At 72.6% G+C, this 16,941-nt stretch carries 16 protein-coding genes; all 16 read right to left on the bottom strand.

Features of this window, described 5'->3' with window-relative positions; translation table 11 throughout:
- The 16 genes from ACN6LM_RS08115 to ACN6LM_RS08040 all read right to left on the bottom strand — a co-directional run bounded on the left by ACN6LM_RS08115 (position 1) and on the right by ACN6LM_RS08040 (position 16,915).
- Positions 1–1,248, bottom strand: a complete 1,248-nt coding sequence (locus ACN6LM_RS08115; protein ID WP_445064588.1) for an ATP-grasp domain-containing protein — start codon at positions 1,246–1,248, stop codon at positions 1–3.
- Positions 1,245–2,447 carry an aminotransferase class I/II-fold pyridoxal phosphate-dependent enzyme gene (locus ACN6LM_RS08110; protein ID WP_445064587.1) on the bottom strand — a complete coding sequence of 401 codons (1,203 nt, stop codon included), beginning with the start codon at positions 2,445–2,447 and terminating at the stop codon, positions 1,245–1,247. Before ACN6LM_RS08110 ends, ACN6LM_RS08115 begins: the two co-directional genes overlap by 4 nt.
- A gap of 3 nt (positions 2,448–2,450) precedes the next feature.
- On the bottom strand, positions 2,451–3,272 hold the full coding sequence (locus tag ACN6LM_RS08105; RefSeq protein ID WP_445064586.1) for a 2,3,4,5-tetrahydropyridine-2,6-dicarboxylate N-succinyltransferase: 822 nt from the start codon (positions 3,270–3,272) through the stop codon (positions 2,451–2,453).
- 13 nt (positions 3,273–3,285) lie between these two features.
- Positions 3,286–4,545, bottom strand: a complete 1,260-nt coding sequence (locus ACN6LM_RS08100; protein WP_445064585.1) for a diaminopimelate decarboxylase — start codon at positions 4,543–4,545, stop codon at positions 3,286–3,288.
- Positions 4,546–4,555: 10 nt separating this feature from the next.
- Positions 4,556–5,254, bottom strand: a complete 699-nt coding sequence (locus ACN6LM_RS08095; RefSeq protein ID WP_445064584.1) for a class I SAM-dependent methyltransferase — start codon at positions 5,252–5,254, stop codon at positions 4,556–4,558.
- 12 nt (positions 5,255–5,266) lie between these two features.
- On the bottom strand, positions 5,267–6,643 hold the full coding sequence (locus ACN6LM_RS08090; protein WP_445064583.1) for a hypothetical protein: 1,377 nt from the start codon (positions 6,641–6,643) through the stop codon (positions 5,267–5,269).
- A 150-nt stretch (positions 6,644–6,793) separates the two neighbouring features.
- Entirely contained in the window at positions 6,794–8,401 is a 1,608-nt protein-coding gene (locus ACN6LM_RS08085; protein WP_445064582.1) for a GMC family oxidoreductase, read from the bottom strand.
- Between the two features lie 14 nt (positions 8,402–8,415).
- The gene (locus ACN6LM_RS08080; RefSeq protein WP_445064581.1) at positions 8,416–9,273 is read right to left on the bottom strand and encodes a TauD/TfdA dioxygenase family protein; all 858 of its coding nucleotides are present in this window, start codon (positions 9,271–9,273) and stop codon (positions 8,416–8,418) included.
- Positions 9,274–9,322: 49 nt separating this feature from the next.
- Entirely contained in the window at positions 9,323–11,161 is a 1,839-nt protein-coding gene (gene asnB, locus ACN6LM_RS08075; protein WP_445064580.1) for an asparagine synthase (glutamine-hydrolyzing), read from the bottom strand.
- Between the two features lie 334 nt (positions 11,162–11,495).
- On the bottom strand, positions 11,496–11,804 hold the full coding sequence (locus ACN6LM_RS08070) for a 4'-phosphopantetheinyl transferase superfamily protein (protein ID WP_445064579.1): 309 nt from the start codon (positions 11,802–11,804) through the stop codon (positions 11,496–11,498).
- A 163-nt stretch (positions 11,805–11,967) separates the two neighbouring features.
- A complete protein-coding gene (locus ACN6LM_RS08065; protein ID WP_445064578.1) occupies positions 11,968–13,242 on the bottom strand; it encodes a cation:proton antiporter in 1,275 nt (424 codons plus the stop codon).
- Positions 13,239–14,195, bottom strand: a complete 957-nt coding sequence (locus tag ACN6LM_RS08060; protein ID WP_445064577.1) for a hypothetical protein — start codon at positions 14,193–14,195, stop codon at positions 13,239–13,241. Before ACN6LM_RS08060 ends, ACN6LM_RS08065 begins: the two co-directional genes overlap by 4 nt.
- Before the next feature lie 32 nt (positions 14,196–14,227).
- Positions 14,228–14,683 carry a GNAT family N-acetyltransferase gene (locus tag ACN6LM_RS08055; RefSeq protein WP_445064576.1) on the bottom strand — a complete coding sequence of 152 codons (456 nt, stop codon included), beginning with the start codon at positions 14,681–14,683 and terminating at the stop codon, positions 14,228–14,230.
- 46 nt (positions 14,684–14,729) lie between these two features.
- Complete coding sequence (locus ACN6LM_RS08050; protein WP_445064575.1) at positions 14,730–15,650, bottom strand: hypothetical protein; 921 nt, start codon at positions 15,648–15,650, stop codon at positions 14,730–14,732.
- 70 nt (positions 15,651–15,720) lie between these two features.
- On the bottom strand, positions 15,721–15,999 hold the full coding sequence (locus ACN6LM_RS08045; protein WP_445064574.1) for a hypothetical protein: 279 nt from the start codon (positions 15,997–15,999) through the stop codon (positions 15,721–15,723).
- Positions 15,989–16,915, bottom strand: coding sequence for a chlorinating enzyme (locus tag ACN6LM_RS08040; protein ID WP_445064573.1), 927 nt, complete (start codon positions 16,913–16,915; stop codon positions 15,989–15,991). The genes ACN6LM_RS08045 and ACN6LM_RS08040 overlap by 11 nt, the downstream gene beginning before the upstream one ends.
- Positions 16,916–16,941: the final 26 nt, after the last annotated feature.

Raw genomic sequence — 16,941 nt, 5'->3', positions numbered from 1 at the left:
TCAGGAGCCCTCCACGGTGAGCCGCAGCGCCCGCGCGGCGTGGTCGATGGCGGCGGCGCACTCCGCGGCGGTGTCCGCGACGGCGGTGGCGAGGGCGATGCGGCCGTCGATGAGCCCCTTGCGGGGCGGGGAGACGACGTCGCCGGGGCCGACCAGGGGTTCCAGCAGGTCGATGGCCGCGGGGAGCTCGGTGCGGTCGAAGTCGAGCGCGGCGATCCTGGTGTCGTCGGCGGGCGGGTAGAAGAAGCGGATCGCGGCGTGGGCGTCGCGGCGGGGCGCGGTGTCAGGTTCCGCCCCGCAGGCGACGTCGGCGGCGGCCAGGCCGGGGTCGGTGCCGGTGGCGCGAAGGCCGAGGTAGGGGATGAGGTCCCCGCCGACCCGGCCGTTGACCTCGATCAGCTTCGGTCCTTCGGCGGTGAGCCGCAGCTCGGTGTGGGTCCAGCCGTCGGTGACGCCGAGCGCCCGGTGAATGCCGGTGAGCAGGCGCAGCGCCTGCGGGTCGTGGAGCAGCGGGTCGTCGGCGGACACGCGGTGCCCGGTCTCCTCGAAGTACGGTGGGAAGCCGACCTCCTTGCGGCCCACGAACAGGGGGGTGACGCGGCCCCCGCGCACGACCGCGTCGACGCTGACCTCGGGGGCGTCCAGGTACTCCTCGACGAGGACCAGTTCGGCGAAGTCGGGGTTGTGCGGGACGTGGACGTCGCGGGTGGCCGCGAACTGGTCGGCCAGCTCGTCGGCGTCGTGGACCAGGACGACGCCCTGGCTGCCGCCCGCGGCGCGCGGCTTGATGACGACGGGCCAGCCGAGCTTGTCGGCGGCGGCGAGCGCCTCTTCGAGGCTGCCGGCGAGGGCGAACTCCGGCTGAGGCAGGACTGCTTCGGCCAGTGCCGTGCGGGTGGCGTACTTGTCGCGGCAGCGGCGGACCGCGTCGGGCGGGGTGCCGGGCAGGCCGAGTTCCCCGGCGACCAGGGCCGCCTGCACGATGTGCTCCTCGTGCCAGCTCATGACCCCGGCCACCGGCTGCCGGGCCGCGACCTCCCTGGCCGCGGCGAGGACGGGTCCCGCGCCCGTGTGGGGGACCGCGGAGTGGCCGGCCAGGTACGGGAGTTCCCAGGTGGGGGCGGTCGCGTCGATGAGGTGGACGCGGTAGCGGCCCGCGATGGAGGCCAGCAGGTACTCGCGGTAGCGCCGCAGCCCGCTGGTGATGATCAGCAGGAGCGGCCTGTCGTCGGGTCGTGTCAGCGTCATGCGGGGACGTCCTCGCGGAGAAGGGGGTCGGTTCGGGTCAGGCCGGCGCGCAGGCGCAGCAGTGCCCTGCGCATCAGCGGCCCGTCGTGCACGAGGGCGACGCGCAGGTGCCCGGCGCCCGGGTTGGTGCCGTCGGGCCCTTCGGCGGCCAGGTAGCGGCCGGGCATGACGGACAGCGCCTGGTCGCGCCAGAGGTGGCGGGCGGCGGCCTCGTCGTCGTCGACGGGCAGCCAGAGGAAGAACCCGGCGTCGGCGCGGCGGTAGCCGGGGACGTCGGCCAGCAGCCGGTCGGCGAGGCCCCAGTTGGCGGCGAGTGCGGCGCGGGCCCGCTCGACGTGGGCGTCGTCGTCCCACAGCAGGGCCGCGGCGGCGCACACCGGCAGCGGGGTGGAGACGCCGCACGCCTGGTTGTGCCGGGCGTAGTCGGCGACGGTCGCGGGGTCGCCGGTGACGAAGCCGCTGCGCAGCCCCGGTGCGCCGGAGCGCTTGGACAGGGTGTGCAGGACGAGGAACCGGTCCGGTTCCAGCACGCCCCGCTCCACGAGCGTGAGGTACCCGGCGGCCGGGTGGGTGAGCCACAGGTCGGTGTAGCACTCGTCGACCAGGAGCAGGGCGTCCCGGGCGACGGCGGCGCGGGTGGCGGTGCGCAGGAAGCCCGGGTCAAGGAGTTCACCGCGCGGGTTGCCCGGGTCGCAGACGACGACCGCGGCGACCGGCGCCCCGGCCGCGGCGACGGCGGCGCGCAGTGCGGCGCCCCCGCCGCGCGGGTCGTAGAACACCGGCCGCGCGCCGACGGCCTCGGTGGCGGCGTGGTAGGTCGGGTAGAACGGGTTGGGCATGACCACGGCCGCCCCGCCGCCCGCGCCGCGCACTCGCTCGACCGCGCGGGCGACCGCCACGGCCACGGCCTGCTTGGTGCCCGGGGTGGGTTCGACCGCGACGGTGCGCCGGTCCAAAAGTCGCCCCGCCGCGAACCTGCGGCGCAGCCACCCCGTGTACGCCACGCGCAGCTCGGGGGTGCCGCCGAGGACGGGGTAGCGGGCCCAGCCGTCGGCGTCGGCGAGGAGCGTGGCGTCGACGGCGCCCGCGCCGAGCCGGGACTCGCCCAGGTGGAGGTGGACGGGGGCGAGTCCGGCCGGGGCGTCGATGCCGTGGTGCAGGGCGCGCAGCCGGGCGAAGGCGCTGGCGAGGGGGGTCATGGGTCAGTCCCGCACCAGGTCGTTCAGGGCCGTCTTGCCGCGGGTGCGCTCGTCGGCGTACTTCACGATGACCGCGGCGTACGTGGCGAGGCCGGGGTTGCGGGGGTCGGTGCGGGTGCCGGGCACGACGACGGCGTCCTCGGGGACCTCGCCGCGGGTCACCTCGCCCGTCGCGCGGTCCACGATCGGGGTGGAGGCGCCCAGGTAGACGCCCATGCCGATGACCGCGCCGCGCCGTACCCGTACGCCCTCGGCGATCTCGCTGCGGGCCCCGACGAAGACGTCGTCCTCGATGACGACGGGGCTGTCGCCGATGGGTTCGAGCACGCCGCCGAGGCCCGCGCCGCCGGAGATGTGGCAGCGCTCGCCCACCTGTGCGCAGGAGCCGACCGTCGCCCAGGTGTCGATCATCGTGCCCGCGCCGACGCGGGCGCCGATGTTGACGAAGGAGGGCATGAGGACGGCGCCGGGGCCGATGTGCGCGCCGCGCCGGACGACCGCGCCGGGCACCACCCGGATGGCGGCCTTCTGGAAGTCGGCCTCCTGCCAGTGCGCGAACTTCAGCGGGATCTTGTCGTAGCTCTTGGGCAGTCCTGCGCCCGCCTCGGCGACGGCGTTCTCGCCGAGGGGGAAGGAGAGCAGGATCAGCTTCTTGACGAAGGGGTCGGCGGCCCAGGAGCCGTCCACGGGGTGCGCGGCGCGCAGTTCGCCGCGGTCGAGCGCGTCGATCCCGGCCTCGACGTGCGGGGCGAGCGCGGCGAGTTCGGCTTCGGTCAGCTCGGCCCTGCGGGCGAAGGCGTCCTCGATGAGCGGTCGGGAGTACATGGGGGCGCTCCTGTCAGGCGTGGCGTGCGGCCGGGAGGACGGGGCCCGGCCGGTCGGGGACGGTGGCGACGTAGTCGTCGTAAGTCTCGGCGCGGCGGATCTCGACGACGTCGCCCTCGCGGGTGAGCAGGAGTTCGGCGGGGCGCAGGCGGCCGTTGTAGGTGAAGCCCATCGCGAGGCCGTGCGCGCCGGTGTCGTGGACGAGGAGGACGTCGCCCTCGCGCGGGTCGGGCAGCGGCCGGTCGATCGCGAACTTGTCCATGTTCTCGCACAGGGAGCCCACGACGTCGTACGGGGCCTGGGCGCGGCCGTGCGCGAAGGGCAGGGTGACGTGGTGGTAGGCGCCGTAGAAGCCGGGGCGCATCAGGGCGGACATGGAGGCGTCGACGCCGACGATCTCCCGGCCCTTGCCGCAGCGGTTGACGACGGTGGTGACGAGGACGCCGTGCGGTCCCGTGACGTAGCGTCCGCACTCCATGAGGATCCGGGGCGCCGAGCGCGGGAATGCGGCGCGGCGGGCGGCCAGGACGGCCTCGGCGTAGCGCCGGAAGTCGACGGGCCTGTCGCCGGGGCGGTAGGGGATGCCGAGTCCGCCGCCGACGTTGACGTAGTCCAGCTCGATGCCGACCTCTTCGGCGATCCGCGCGCCGAGTTCGACGACGTCGGTGGCGGCGCGTGCGGCGCGGTCCACGTCCAGTTCGTTGGCGCAGGTCATGCCGTGGATGCCGAACCGGCGGGCGTCGCGCGCCTTGGCCTGCCGGTAGGCGTCGGCGAGCTGGTCCACCGGCACGCCGAACTTGGTGGCCCGCGCGTCGCCCATGAGGCGGGACCCGGCCGCGAGGCCGTGCGGGGAGACGCGGAAGGCGACCGTCTCGGGCAGCGGGTCGGTGCGGTCCAGGGCGGTGCGGTCGTCGAAGGTGATCAACGAACCGGTTTTGATAGCGAGTTCGAACTCGGCGCGGGTGGTGTTGTTGGAGGTGAACACGGTGTCGCCGGGGCCCGCGCCGAGGCTGGCGGCGAGTTCCAGCTCGACCGGGGAGGCGCAGTCGAGGCCGCTGCCCTCGGCGAGCAGCAGGGCCAGCACATGCGGGTTGGGCAGCGCCTTGACCGCGAAGTACTGGCGGAACGGCTCGCCCGCGAAGGCGTCCGTCATGGCGCGGTAAGTGTCGGCGATGCCCGCGGCGTCGTAGACGTGGAAAGGCGTTCCGTAGGCGGCGACCATGTCCCCCAGCAGGGGTTCGAGGCGCGCGGCGAAGGCGTCGGGTATGGGCACGGGTTCCCCTTTACGGCACGCGGGCGATGCAGATGGTGCGGTTGCGCATGCCGCTGACCGGGCGCAGGTAGGGGAAGTAGTAGCTCTCCACGGCGCGGTAGCCGCGGTCCTCCAGGCGTTCGGCGAGGTAGTCCTTGGACAGGTACCAGAAGTCCTCGACGCGCTGGTGTGGGGCGAAGCGCGCCTCGCGGTCCTGCGGCGCGTCGTTGGAGAAGACCAGGTGGGCGCCGGACTTCAGGCCGAGGGTGGCCAGTTGGTCCAGCGCGGGGCCGGTCTCGTGCTCGGCGTCGAAGAGGTGGCCGAGGAAGCCGTCCGCGTAGACGATGTCGGTGCCCGCGACGTCGGCGGCCCGCAGGGCGTAGTAGTCGGCGGCGAAGGCGTCGACGCCCTTCTGCCGGGCGAGGAGTACGGCCTCCTCGTTGAAGTCGATGCCGCGCACGGTCCTGCCGAGACCGACGACGACGCCCTCGACGGCGGCGTTGCCGCAACCCAGCGAGAAGACGCTGGCGCCCTCCTCGGTGAGGGAGAGGAGTTTGAGGGCCATGTGGGAGCGGTACTCGGGCACGTACGTGGACGGCGTGACCGAGTCGTTGTAGGCGCCGCCCTTCTCCCAGATCGCGTAGATGCTCTCCTCCTCGCCGCCGGTGGAGCGCTGCGCGGTGTAGTAGTCGCGCACCCTGGCAAGGTCCTGGTTCGCCTCGGTGATCATGGTGTCTCGCTTTCAGCGGTCGGTGGTGGCGGCGGTGTGCAAGTGCTCCTGGCCGTACTCGACGGACCGGAAGGGCTCCGGGCGCAGCCGCTCGACGAGCGGGGCGAGCGGTCCCGCGGTGGCCGGGCCGTACTCGGCGTACAGCTGGGCGGCCCGGTCGGCGTCGGTGGCCAGGAGCGTGTCGGCCAGCACGCGGGCCAGTGAGCGCAGGCCCGCGAGGACGACCTGCGGCTCCCCGGCCAGCGTGGCGTCCTCGGTGAGTTCGAGGGCGCCGAGCCGGACGAAGTAGGACAGCTGGAGGAACATGCCGTCGCTGTCGGGGAAGTGGCCCAGACCCCGGTCGGTGTAGCGCAGGCACTCGGCGAGGTAGTACGCGACGCAGTCGGCCGGGTCGATGCCCATCCGGGGCGCCCAGACGTCGGCGAGGATCAGGATGCCGAAGACGTCGGCTGCGACCTCCTGGAGGACCACGGAGGCCCAGCGGTCGGCCGTGTTCAGGGCTTTGTAGTCGGTTGCGCGACGGTGCGCGAAGTGGCCCAGTTCGTGGCTGAGGACGCCGAGGGTGGGGATGGCGGCGAACCGCGCTGCCGCCGGGTCGAAGTCCACGCCGACATCGAGGAAGCGGCGGGCGAGGGGGGCGGAGACGGTTTCGAGCAGGGCGCGGTGGGTGTTGGCGAAGTAGTACGTCTTCTTGAACGGGGAGTACTTCACCCCCTCGTCCTCGGGCAGGAAGTAGGCGATGTGCTTGGGGTGGAGGTTGCCCTCGCCCGCCATGAAGAACAGTTCGGCGGCCCCGAAGGCCGGCAGGTCCCCCAGGCGCAGGTCGGCGTGGAGGCCGCGCAGGTGGGCGGCCACCTCGTCGCGGTCGGCGAGGGCCTCGGCGACCAGCGCCTGGCGGGTGTCGTCGGTGCGACAGCCGAAGGCGGTGGGCAGGCCGCGCACCTCCTTGCCGTACCAGGTGGAGACCTGGCCAGCGACGAGCGTCACCTCCTCTTCCAGGGCGGCGAGTTCGCGCAGGATGTCGTCGTCGTAGCCGTCCTGGACGGCGTTGGCGCGCAGTTCGGCGGCGCGCCGGTCGGCCTCGCCCGGCAGGTGCTTGGCCACGCCGCGCACCGCCTCGGCGATCGCCATCGGTTCGTTGAAGCGGCGGCGGGCGGGGATGCCGATCTCCTTGACGCGCTGCCACTCGGCCTCCACGGCCCCGCGCAGGCCCGCCAGGGCCCGGCGGAAGCCGTCGCCGAGGTCGGGGGTGGCCGCGGCGAGGTCGAGGCAGCCCAGGGCGTAGGAGGCCGCAGGCGGCCAGAAGGCGCTGCGGTGGGTGCGGTACGAACCGGCCCTGGCGAGGTTGGACGGGTAGTCGAACCGGTCCGGCATCGGGTGTTCAGGCATGTCAGTCACCGTTGTGGTCCCGTTCTGGTCGGTCACCCTGCTGGATTCGGGTGCGGGGGCGGGGTCCGTCCCCGCACGCGCTCATGCGTCCGGGGAGGGCGGCGTGTGGCGCGGGGGCGGTTGCGCGCGGGGGGGCGTGGGCGGGGGCTGCTACGCGCGGGTCCTGGCCCGGTGGTCGGCCAGGACGAGGGCGGCGCCCTTCTCGCCGATCATCATGCTCGCGGCGTTGGTGTTGCCCGAGACCATGGCGGGCATGACCGAGGCGTCGATGACGCGCAGGCCGTGCAGTCCGTGCACCCGCAGGCGGGCGTCGACGACCGCTCCCGGGTCGTCGCCCATCCGGCAGGTGCCCACCGGGTGGTAGGAGGTGTCGCCGTTGCGGCGCGCGTAGTCGAGGAGTTCGTCGTCGGTGCGAACCTCGCTGCCGGGCAGCAGCTCGAACGCCCGGTACGGGTCCATGGCCGGCTCCTCGATGATGCGGCGGCCGATGCGCATCCCGGCGACCAGGGCGGCCCGGTCGGCCTCGGACTCCAGGAAGCGGGTGCGGATCGCCGGCGCGGTCAGCGGCTGCCGGGAGCGGATGTGGACGGAGCCCTTGGACTTGGGGCGCAGCGGGTAGACGCCGAGCGTCATGCCGGGCGCCGTGTCCAGGCGGCGGCTGCGACCGCCGCCGTAGCTGGCGGGCGCGAAGTGGAACTGCAGGTCGGGACGGGTCAGCGCGGGGTCGGAGCGGACGAATCCGTGGCCGAGGGCGATCGGCAGGCTCAGCAGGCCGCGCCGTTCGCGGGCGTAGCGGCCGAACTCGCGGACCAGGCCGAGTCCGCGGGAGCGCTCGTTGAAGGTGATCGGGCGCCGCACCCGCCAGCGCAGCCGGGAGGCGAAGTGGTCGCGGAAGTTCTCGCCGACGCCCGGCAGGTGGTGCGCCACGGGCACGCCGACGTCGGCGAGGTGGTCCGCGTCGCCGATCCCGGAGAGTTCGAGGAGCTGCGGGGACTGCACGGCCCCGGCGCTGAGGATCACCTCGTGGGCGGCGTCGGCGGTGTGCTCGGTGTCGCCGCGCCGGTAGGAGACGCCGACGCAGCGCCTGCCCGCCAGGCGCAGGGCGGTGACGTGCGCCTCGGTGACCAGGGTGAGGTTGGGGCGGGTGCGGGCGGCCTTGAGGTAGGTGCCCGCGGCGGAGGAGCGGCGGCCCTCCTCGTGGTTGACCTGGTAGTAGCCGAAGCCCTCCTGGTCGCCGCAGTTGTAGTCCGGGTTCTCGGGGTGGCCCGCCTTGACCGCGGCGGTGAGGAACGCGTCCGTCAGCTCGTCGCGGTCGCGCGGCAGCCCGACGGCGATGCGCCCCTCGCGGCCCCGGCTCGCACCCTCGATGCCGGTGACTCGCTCCATGCTGCGGAAGTGCGGCAGCACGCCCTCCCAGGACCAGCCGGGGTTGCCCAGGGCCTCCCAGTCGTCGTAGTCCTCGCGCTGGCCGCGCACGAAGATCATGCCGTTGATCTGGTTGGAGCCGCCCAGCAGGCGCCCGCGGGGGATGCCGACGCTGCGGCCCTCGATGGTCGGGTCGGCGTCGGTCTCGAAGCACCAGTCGTACTTCGGGTTCCCCATCAGGATCGTCTCCGCGGCGGGGACGTTGAGCAGCGGGCTGCGCCGTTCGCTGCCGGACTCCAGGAGCAGGACGCGGACGGAGGGGTCCTCCGTGAGCCGCCCGGCGAGCACGCAGCCCGCGGCGCCCGCGCCGACGACGATGAAGTCGTACGTCACCGGTGCCCGCCCCCTCACGCGGCCGAGGCCGCGCCGGCGCGACGACCCGTGATCGTCGTGCGGTGCAGCAGGCGGCGGTGGTTGACGTGGTCGTACGGGGTGGCCCGGTGCATCGCGCTGCGGTTGTCCCACAGGACGATGTCACCGACCTGCCACTGGTGGCGGTAGGTGAACCGGGGCTGGACCGCGAACTCCTGGAGGAACGTGATCAGCGGGGCGCTCTCGTGCTCGGAGAGGCCCTCGATGCGCCAGGGCACGTTGCCTCCCGCGTAGAGCGCCTTGCGGCCGTTCTCCTCGTGGACGCGCACCAGCGGGTGCGAGACGTCGGCCCACTCGGCGCGCTCGCGCTCGGTGGGCGCGGGGCGGTCGGGGTAGTTGTAGGGCCGGGACTGGACGCGGCTGATGACGACCCGCAGGTCGGCGATGCGCTCCTTGACCCGCTCCGGCAGCGCCTCGTACGCGGCGAACATGTTGCCGTACCAGGTGTCGCCGCCGGCGGGCGGTATCTCGCGGGCGTAGAGCATGGAGCCCACCGGCGGGTCGGTCAGGTAGGCGCCGTCGCTGTGCCAGACGCGCCCGCTGTAGGCCGAGCCGATCGGCTTCCCGTCCTTGGTGAGGTTGGACAGGATGAGGATCTCAGGGTGCTCGACGTCGTTGAACTGCGAGCGGGTGTAGGCGAACACCTCGCCGAAGTTCCGGGTGAACGCGATGTGCTGCTCCGGGGTCATGTCCTGGCCGCGGATGAGCAGGATGGTCGTGTCGATCCAGGCCCGGTGGATGCGGTCGGCGTCGCGGTCGGACAGCGGCCGGGCGACGTCGAGGCCGCGGACCTCGGTGCCGATGCCGTCGGTGATGGGGACCAGTTCGAGCATGAAGGGGTACTCCCTGGGGTGGGCGGTCGATACGTCGGCGGGGCCTGGGTCAGGGGAGGGACACCTGGTACTCCTCCATCCAGCGGCGCAGTTCGACGAGCTGGATCAGCAGCGCGGCCTGGTTGGAGCCGCCGGGCAGCTCGCCGTGGACGGCGCCCGCGGAGATCTGCGCGATGAGCCCGTTCGTGCGCCCGGTGTCGAACAGGTCCTTCAGCGGCGAGGCGTCGTCGTTGACGATCCAGGTCGCCTCGCGGACCAGGGCCCGGTCGTAGTCGGGGTTCTGCACGTGCGGGTAGGCGCTCTTCTTGCGGTGGACGGTGGCGGGCGGCAGGACGTCCGCCATGGCCGCCTTGAGCAGTCCCTTCACGCCGCCGCGCGACTTCAGCTCCCAGGGCACGTTCCACACGTACTGGAGCAGCCGGTGGTCGCAGAAGGGCACCCGGACGTCGAGCCCGTGGGCCATGCTCATGCGTTCCTTGCGGTCCAGGATCACCGAGAGCGGTCCTGACAGGCCCAGGAAGAAGACCTCCCGCAGGCGGGCGTCCGCGGCGCTCTCGCCCGCGAGCCGGGGCACGCGCGCGAGGGTGTCGGCGTAGCGGGCCCGCTCGTCCTCCTCCGGGTCGATCGCGGCGAGCAGGTCGGGGACCAGGTAGCGGGAGAGCTTCGGTCCGTCGAAGAGCCACGGGAAGCGGTCGGCGCCCAGCACCTCGGGCTTGGTGAAGTACGGGTAGCCGCCGAACACCTCGTCGGCGGCCTCGCCGGTCAGCGCGACGGGGCAGTTGTCCCGGATCCGCTGGAAGATCAGATACATCGAGGCGTCGAACTGGCCCCAGCCCGGCAGGTCGCGGGCCCGCCGGGTGGCGGGGATGACGTCCAGCAGGTCCTGCACCGACGCGGTGAGCGTGGAGTGGCGGGTGCCGAGGAACGCGGCGGCCTGCGCAGCGTAGGGTGCGTCGATGTCCGGGCGCAGCTCGGTGGCCACGAAGTGCTTGGGGTCGCTCTCGAACTCCACGCAGAACGTGGCGAGTTCGCGGTTCGGGTCGTCCTTGCGCAGGGCGTCCGCGGCGAGGGCGGCGACGGAGGTGGAGTCGACGCCGCCGGAGAGCATCGCGCCGAGCGGCACGTCGCTGGTGAGCTGGCGGCGCACGGTGTCGTCGAGGAGTTCGCGCACGCGGCGCGCGGTCTGCTCGAAGGTGTCGTGGTGCGGCTCGCTGACCAGCTGCCAGTAGCGGCGCCTGCTGGACCCGGTCTCGCCGTACGTCACGACGTGGGCGGGCTCCACCTCGTACAGGTCCTTCAGCGGCGTCTCGCCCGGCCTGGCCAGCCTGGGCTGGAGGACGACCGGCAGCGCGGAGAGGTCGAGGCGGGGCCGGAAGAGGGGGTTGGCGAGGATGCCCTTGGGCTCGGAGGCGAAGAGGACGCCGCCGTTGTAGGGGTGGTGGTAGAGCGGTTTGACGCCCATCCGGTCGCGGCCCAGGTGCAGGCGGCGGGTGCGGCCGTCCCAGATCGCGAAGGCGAAGGCGCCGTTGACCCGTTCGACGAAGTCGGTGCCCCACAGCAGGTAGGCCCGGAGCAGGGCCTCGGCGGTGGCGCCGCCGCGCGGCGCGCCCCCGGCCGCCTCGATGTCGCGGCGCAGTTCGTCGCCGTTGTAGACCTCGCCGGTGTGCGCCGCGTACACGGTGGCGCCACCCAGGGTGACGCGTGCGGGGCGCACCGCTTCGGGGTGTCCGGTGACCAGGCCGCGGTGCCCGATGGCGGCGTGCCCGTCGATCCAGACGTCCTCGGTGTCCGGGCCGCGGTGGAGCATGGTCCGCGTCATCGAATGCAGCAAGCTGTGCTGGTCGCCCAGTTCGCGCCGGAAGTCGATCCAGCCCACCACGCCACTCATTCGTTTCACCTCCAGGAAGTACGAAGAAAGCTTCGGCAGTTCGGCAGTTCGGCAGTTCGGCGGCGCGGGGACGCCGGGGGTCGGCACAGCGGTCGTGGACAGCAGGCGGGGACGGCCGGCGGGGACGGCGCCGGGCCGGGGGCGCCGGGCGAGGGGGTCGGGTGACTGCTTCTCGGCCGGTGTCGGCGCCGTGGACGACTGTGCCAGACCGGGCGCCGCCACAGCTCGCCCGGCCGTGGGCATCAAGCTGCGTGGCAACTTGATGCCCGTGGAGACAAATCAGACATGCGCGGGTACGGCGACGGCCGTGCCCACCAGGGCGCCGCCGGGCCCGTCAAGGACCCGCCAGCGGCCGGTGAACCGCTCCAGGCGGACCCCCGGCCAGCTCCGGCCCCGGCACGCGCAGCACGGCGGTGAACGTCCCGCGCGTCGGATCCGGTGCGGCGGCGCGGTCCGGGAGGACGGCGCGGTCAAGGAAGCCCAGCCAGCGCCCGGTCAGCGGGAACCAGGCCTTGTAGACGCTCTCCCTGGCGCTGAACAGGACGCTGTCCCAGGCCACCAGGGGGTGGGCGCGGGCCAGGCGTGCCAGGTGCCGCCGCTCCTCGGCAGCGTCAGCGCCTCGGCCAGGGCGGTGCGCGCGCACGTCCGTACGGTGGCGAACTCGCGGCGGCGCTCCTCGCTGGCGGCCAGGTCGGCCGGCGCGCGCTCCTCGGGGAACAGCTCGGCGTCCGGGGGGCCCTCGAAGGCCTCGGCGAGTTCGGCGCCGGGGAGCAGCAGCCCGGCCGGCGGCCCGTGGCGGGCCGGGGTCACCCGCGGGTGCCGGCCCCCACGCGCGCCCCGCGTCCCGCGGCGAGGTCCGGGGCGAGGAGTGCGGGCGCACCGTCGCCGCGGCCCATCAGGCGGACGAGCAGCGGGCCGGTCATGACGGTGGTGACGACGGCCATGACGACGAACAGGGAGTACAGGCGCTCGTCGACGAGGCCCGCTTCGAGGCCGACGCCGAGCGCGACGAGTTCGGTGAGCCCCCGGGTGTTCATCAGGCTGGCCAGGACCGCGGAGCCGCGGGCCGGGACGCCCTGGGAGCGGGCTCCGAGCCAGGTGCCCGCGAACTTGCCCGTGACCGCCACGACCATGATCCAGGCGAGCTGGACGAGTCCTTCTATGCCGATGCCGGAGAGGTCCACCTTCAACCCGGCGACGATGAAGTACACCGGCAGCAGCAGCGTGGTGGTGTGCTCGGTGCGGCGCAGCAGCCCGTCGTGGGCGGCGGTGTGCAGCCGGGGCATGGCGAGCCCGAAGAGGAACGCGCCGATCACGAAGTGCAGTCCGAGCAGCTGGGTCACGGCCGCGGAGCCCAGGGCGCCGCTGACGACGACGGTGACGTCACCGGCGGACAGGGGCGTGCCGCTCCCCCGCCGGGCCAGGTACCGGGCGAGCAGCGGCCGTACGCCGAGGAAGAGCACGAGGGCGTAAGGCAGGACGAGCAGGACCAGCCAGGGGTGGGCGCCGCCCGCACCGGCCAGGGCCTGGAGTCCGGCCAGGGTCGTCCAGGCGGCGAGGTCGCAGAACGCGGCGGCGGACAGGGCGACGGCGCCGAGCCAGGTGCCGTTCATGCCGCGGTCGGCGAGGATGCGGGCGAGGACGGGGAAGGCCGTCACGGACACCGCGACCCCGATGAACAGGACGAAGGCGGGGCGGTCGGCGGGGTCGTACGAGCGCAGCAGGTACGCGCCGAGCAGGACGCCGAGCGCGAACGGCACCAGCGTGGAGCCGAGGACGGTGGCGCCGGTGACCCGGCCGGAGCCGCGCAGCCGCGCGAAGTCGAACTCCAGGCCGATGACGAACATGAAGAGCACCAGGCCGAGGTTGGCCACGGCGCCCAGGTAGGGCCGCACCTCGGTCGGGAAGAGCGCGGCGGACACGGCCCCGTCGAGGAGGGTCGGGCCCAGCAGGACGCCCACCGCGATCTCGCCGGTGACGGAGGGCTGGCCGAGGCGGCGGGCGAGGCGTCCGGCGACCCGGGCGACCGCGATGATCAGGGCGATGTCGGCGAGCAGCACCGCCGTCTGGAACTCGCTCACGCCCGCCCCGCGGCGCCCGCGGCGGCGTGTAGCCGCGGCAGGAGTTCCCGCTCGTCGCGCCGCAGTCCGAGGCACGCGTCCGCGGTCCAGCGCGCGTCGAGGGCGCCGGTCACCTGGGCGAGGAGCAGGTGGTTCATGACCTCGGACGCGCCGCGCACGAGCCGGTCCAGGAGGTCGTCGGCGGCCGGGTCGCCGCCGGCGTGCCGCAGGTACTCCCTGAGGACGGTGCGCGAGCCCTGGTAGAGGGAGAACGCGGCGTGCAGGGAGGCGACGACGCGCTCCCGGGCGATCCAGGCGCAGGAGATGAGGTCCGCGGCGCCGGTGAGGAGTTCGTGGCTGTCGCGGTGCCCGTCGAGGAGGGCGGCGAAGGCCGCCCGGGTGCCCTGCTCGGCCCGCCCGGGGTCGAGGTCCTTGGTCGCGTAGGAGCGGAGGCGGCGCAGTGCGCCGTTGTCGAAGGAGGCCGCGATCACGTCCTCGGGGTAGCGGTAGGAGCAGAGCAGGCTGGCCGGGTTGTCGTCGACGACGTCCCAGTGGCCGGTGTCCGCGTCGTGGCCGGTGAGCACGATGGTGTGCACCAGGTGCTGCTTGCGGTACTCGGGGCAGTGCGGCCAGTAGAAGACGTCGCCGACGAGGATCGCGTAGCCCTCCCGCGCGACCACGTCGAGGAGGAGGTCGCGGGCTTCGGCGTACGACTCGAAGGCCGCCTCCTCCTTGACGACGCCGAGGTGCGCGAGGTCGTCCTGCCCGGCGATCCCGCTCTCGAAGTCGTACTTGGGGCGCTGCTCCCTGATGACCTGCCGCAGGATCTCGTCCGTGCTGACCAGGCCGCGGAAGAGCAACCGGTGCACGGGGCGGCCCCGTTCGGCGAGCATCACCAGGGACTGGCGCTGGTAGCAGTTGAGGAACAGCCGGCTGTAGAGCGTGGTGTCGTACGGGTAGGGGGTGTCCTTCATCGACCGTTCCTCGTCGGGGGGAGGGTGGGATGTCAGAGGAGGCGCGTCATGAACGCGCTGTTGGGGTCTTCCTTGTAGTCCGCGAAGGGCGCGCAGTAGGTGAACTCGAACTTCTCGTAGAGCGCGCGGGCCGGGGCGAAGAAGTCGGTCGCGCCGGTCTCCAGGCTGAGCCTGCGGTACCCCATGGCGCGGGCCTCGGAGATGATGTGGGCCAGCAGCAGCGAGGCCACGCCGGAGCGCTTGCGGGTGGGTTCGGTACGCATCGACTTGATCTCGGCGTGGCCCTCCTCGATGCGCTTGACGGCGCCGCAGCCGACGAGGGCGTCGCCGTCGTGCGCGGTCCAGAAGGTGACCTCGGGCACCCGCAGTCCGTCGAGGTCGAGGGCGTGCTTGCTCTCCAGCGGGGTGATGGCCCGCATCTCCTCGACGTGCGCCTGAAGGAACTCCGCGATGTCGCGCCCGGAGAGGTCGTCCACTGAGATCTTCATGCGTCTCGCCTTCGCTGTGTTCGTCTGCTTGGTCGTCCGGCCCGGTTCAGGCGCCCGCGAGCAGCCCGCAGGCGAAGAAACCTGGGGCCGAGGACAGGGCCAGGTACGTCTCGTCCGGGCGGATGCCGACCTGGTCGTGGTAGTCGGCCAGGTTGATCATCCAGTCGGAGTTGCCGCAGTGGCCATAGTGTTCCAGGGGGCCGCTGAAGTGCAGCTGTTCCCGGCCGATCCCGGCGATGGTCGCATTGAAGAGCGCGACGGGGCGGTAGAGGTTGGTCGGGAAGACCTTCGTCACGTCACCCGGTACGAGGTCGTGCGCGCCGAGGGCGGCGGCCAGGGCGGTCTGCGCCACCTGCTGGCGGGACAGGAACGAGTCCTGGCCGCGCAGCCCCGCGTGGTCCACGCCGACGGCCGAGGACAGCAGCCGTACGAGGCCGTCGCCGCGGGTCAGCAGGCAGCTGGCGACGGCGTCGCCGAACAGGGCGAACGAGCGGACGCGGTCGGCGTCGTCGGGCGTGTAGTCCAGCGAGACGAGGACGACGTTGCGCACCTCCTCGTCGGCCAGCAGGTCCCTGGCGTGGCGCAGCGCGGCGAGCGAGCTGCAGCACTGCTGGAAGGAGAGGACCACCGGTACGCAGTGGACCAGGCCGAGGGCGCCGAGGATCTCGGCGGCGAAGTCGGGCCGCAGCGAGGCGAGCCGGGCGTCGCTGGTGGCGAAGACGACGCGGTCCACGTCGGCGGGGCGCACCGAGGCGTCGCACAGGGTGGCGCGCACCGTCTCGACGACGTGGTCCTCGACGGGGCCCGCGAAGGCGCGGAAGGTCCCGCAGCCCATGGCGGCGAAGTCGGCGTCCGAGGACTGCTCCTGCCACAGCCGCTCGAAGTCCGGGATGTCATGCGCCTTGCGCTCCAGGGCACCGAAGGTGCACGCGAAGGAGCCGAGGCCGATGGTCGGGTGTGGTGTCACTGTCTCCCGTTTCCATGGGCCCGGACGCGGCGGGGGTACCGCCGCGTCCGGGTGCGCGGTGCCGTGCGCGTCACTTCGCCGCGGCGAGTGCGCAGGCGTCGATCTCGCGGACGACGGAGACGATGCCCTCGACGTCGCCCAGCCTGGACACCCACTCGGGGCGCAGCTGGACGCTGTCGTTCGTCTCCTCCTTGATGTAGTTCACGAGCAGCAGGATGATGTTGAGCGAGCTGATGCCCAGCTCCTCGCGGGTGGTGGCCCGTTCGACGTCCTCGCGGGTGATGCCCGCCGTCATGGTCTGGGTGGCGAGGAAGTCGGCGAACTTCGCGCGGCCGTCGTCAGCGCTCATCGGTCTCGACCTTCTCGAAGGGGACGCCGTTCAGGTTCTTGTCGAGGATGCGGTTGTGGCCGTAGGCGTCCTCGCCGGAGACCAGGACGCTGCCGTGGTAGTCCAGGCTGATCGTGTCGCCGAACTCGCTGAGGCTGTCGACGTCCTCGTAGACCTTCACCGAAGGGGCGACGTAGCGGGAGGCGTAGCCGAGGCGGGTGGTGTCGCTGACGTTGGGCAGCGAGCCGTGGATGCACTTGGCGAGGAAGATGACGAACTGGCCGGGCTTCATCTCCATCTCGAAGACTTCTTCCTCGTCCGGGTTCCAGTCCTTGTCGAGCTGGAGCTCGGAGTAGTCGTAGCCGAAGAAGTCGTGGGACTTGCTCTCCACGTCGTAGTTGAGCGGCTTGGACTCGTCGTAGTACCACTTCTTGTGGCTGCCGGGGATGTAGCGCAGGCAGCCGTTCTCCTTGCCCGCCGGGGAGAACGCGGTCCACACGGTGAGTTCCTGGGTGTAGGCCTGGCCCTCCTCGGTGTACTTCAGGGAAGGCGTGGCGTCCGTGGTGGTCTCGCCCACCACGAAGGTCTCCACCTGGTGCCAGCCGGTGCCCGCGTCGCCGGGCGCCTTCTTGAAGATGTTGGTCTTCCAGCACAGGATGTCGTCGCCGATCAGGCTGCGCAGTTTGTGCACGATCTCGGGGCGGCCGACGTGCGCGGACAGCGTGTCGCAGTCCAGGTGGCGGTCGTAGTTGATGACCGTGGAGTTGTGCGGCTTGTTCTGCGAGGTGACCATCTCGATCATGGCCTGGTTCCACAGCAGTGGAGCCTCTTCCTCGCCGTACAGGTCGAACGGGCCGACGAAGCCGTTCTCCTGGAAGAACTCCACCTGTTCGTCGGTGAGGCCGAGGAACTCGGTCTCGGTCGAGCTTTCAGACACGACGCTGCCCTTCTGTAGCCGGAAAT

This window comes from Streptomyces sp. SAS_281 (assembly GCF_052542855.1).
This window is presented reverse-complemented; position numbering and strand designations above follow the sequence as displayed.

What these genes read in the sequence shown, in the direction of transcription:
- ACN6LM_RS08115 (WP_445064588.1), bottom strand. Translation starts at nt 1,248, where the DNA reads ATGACGCTGACACGACCCGACGACAGGCCGCTCCTGCTGATCATCACC.
- ACN6LM_RS08110 (WP_445064587.1), bottom strand. Translation starts at nt 2,447, where the DNA reads ATGACCCCCCTCGCCAGCGCCTTCGCCCGGCTGCGCGCCCTGCACCAC.
- ACN6LM_RS08105 (WP_445064586.1), bottom strand. Translation starts at nt 3,272, where the DNA reads ATGTACTCCCGACCGCTCATCGAGGACGCCTTCGCCCGCAGGGCCGAG.
- ACN6LM_RS08095 (WP_445064584.1), bottom strand. Translation starts at nt 5,254, where the DNA reads ATGATCACCGAGGCGAACCAGGACCTTGCCAGGGTGCGCGACTACTAC.
- ACN6LM_RS08090 (WP_445064583.1), bottom strand. Translation starts at nt 6,643, where the DNA reads ATGCCTGAACACCCGATGCCGGACCGGTTCGACTACCCGTCCAACCTC.
- ACN6LM_RS08080 (WP_445064581.1), bottom strand. Translation starts at nt 9,273, where the DNA reads ATGCTCGAACTGGTCCCCATCACCGACGGCATCGGCACCGAGGTCCGC.
- asnB (WP_445064580.1), bottom strand. Translation starts at nt 11,161, where the DNA reads ATGAGTGGCGTGGTGGGCTGGATCGACTTCCGGCGCGAACTGGGCGAC.
- ACN6LM_RS08060 (WP_445064577.1), bottom strand. Translation starts at nt 14,195, where the DNA reads ATGAAGGACACCCCCTACCCGTACGACACCACGCTCTACAGCCGGCTG.
- ACN6LM_RS08055 (WP_445064576.1), bottom strand. Translation starts at nt 14,683, where the DNA reads ATGAAGATCTCAGTGGACGACCTCTCCGGGCGCGACATCGCGGAGTTC.
- ACN6LM_RS08045 (WP_445064574.1), bottom strand. Translation starts at nt 15,999, where the DNA reads ATGAGCGCTGACGACGGCCGCGCGAAGTTCGCCGACTTCCTCGCCACC.